This window comes from Bacillota bacterium, assembly GCA_024655925.1.
GTDB lineage: Bacteria > Bacillota > DTU025 > DTU025 > JANLFS01 > JANLFS01.
Genome location: JANLFS010000170.1, coordinates 2,358 through 3,524, shown reverse-complemented (window position 1 = coordinate 3,524; position 1,167 = coordinate 2,358). Strand labels below are relative to the sequence as shown.

2 protein-coding genes are annotated in these 1,167 nt (G+C 57.2%); both read left to right on the top strand.

What is annotated here, in order from left to right:
- On the top strand, nt 1–186 hold a 186-nt coding region (locus tag NUW23_15555; protein ID MCR4427572.1), incomplete at its 5' end, for a hypothetical protein.
- 121 nt (nt 187–307) lie between these two features.
- Nucleotides 308–1,084 carry an ABC transporter ATP-binding protein gene (locus NUW23_15550; protein ID MCR4427571.1) on the top strand — a complete coding sequence of 259 codons (777 nt, stop codon included), beginning with the start codon at nt 308–310 and terminating at the stop codon, nt 1,082–1,084.
- The last annotated feature ends 83 nt before the right edge of the window (nt 1,085–1,167 follow it).

Here is a 1,167-nt window from a genome sequence, read left to right as displayed (position 1 = left end):
TTGAACGGCCGTGCCTTCCCGCAGTCGACCGGAATGGGCCTCTATCTCGCCAAACAAGCCTGTCAGCGCCTAGGCCACCGAATCAGCATCGAATCGTCGCCAGGCACAGGCACCCGCGTTTCTGTGCGCTTCTCCCCCGACCAGACCATATTCGCCGGAGTGAGTGCTTCTCTTGCACAAAGGTGACGTCCCTGTCACGTACCGCCCTGTCTTGTAAGGGAAATCGATGGTAACCTATGCGGCTGCGCGGTAGACTTTGTACGCATGCAGTGATGGGAGCGATGCGAAGTGACGGGAGCGATGCGATATGACTATTCTCAAGGCTAGTGGACTCACAAAAGTCTATGGAAGCAGCAGACGAGCCGAGACTAGGGCACTCGACGGGTTCTCGTTCGAGGTTGAAAAGGGCCGGTTCGTAGGCATCATGGGACCATCGGGTAGCGGCAAGACGACGCTACTGAATCTGTTGGCTACCATCGACCATCCCACCTCCGGCACAGTCTGGGTCGACGGGGTCGACACCGCTCAGCTCAAAGGGGAAGAGCTGGCGCTCTTTCGGCGCAGGCGGCTCGGTTTCGTTTTTCAGGACTACAACTTGCTCGACAGCTTGAGCATAGAGGAGAACATCGCACTTCCTCTCGTGCTAGACCGCAGGCCATTGTCAGTCATCAAGAAGCGTGTCGAGGATGTCGCCGTCTGGCTCGGCATCGAGGGGCTGTTGCATAGGTTCCCATACGAAGTATCCGGCGGGCAGCAGCAGAGGGCCGCAGTTGCACGCGCGATCGTTCACGAGCCTGCATTGGTGTTTGCTGACGAGCCTACCGGCAACCTCGACTCACGTTCTGCCCGGGCTTTGATGGACACTTTCACCCTGGTCAATGCAACGGCAGGAGCCACGATACTAATGGTCACCCATGACCCATTTGCTGCAAGTTTCTGCCAGAGCGTCTTCTTCATCCGAGATGGGCAGCTATACACCGAGATTCATCGAGGGGACGGCAGACAGACGTTCTTCCAGCAAATCCTCGATGTTCTGTCGCAGATGGGAGGTGGATTCGGTGAGCGTATGGCGGATCGCGTCTAGGTTCTTTCGAAACGGCTGGAAGCGCTACGTAGCCTTCGTAGGCAGTACCGCATTCACGGTAATGATCTACTCCCTATACACGG

Bases quoted from the DNA above. Each gene is read 5' to 3' on its own strand.
- NUW23_15550 (MCR4427571.1), top strand. From the start codon at position 308: ATGACTATTCTCAAGGCTAGTGGACTCACAAAAGTCTATGGAAGCAGC.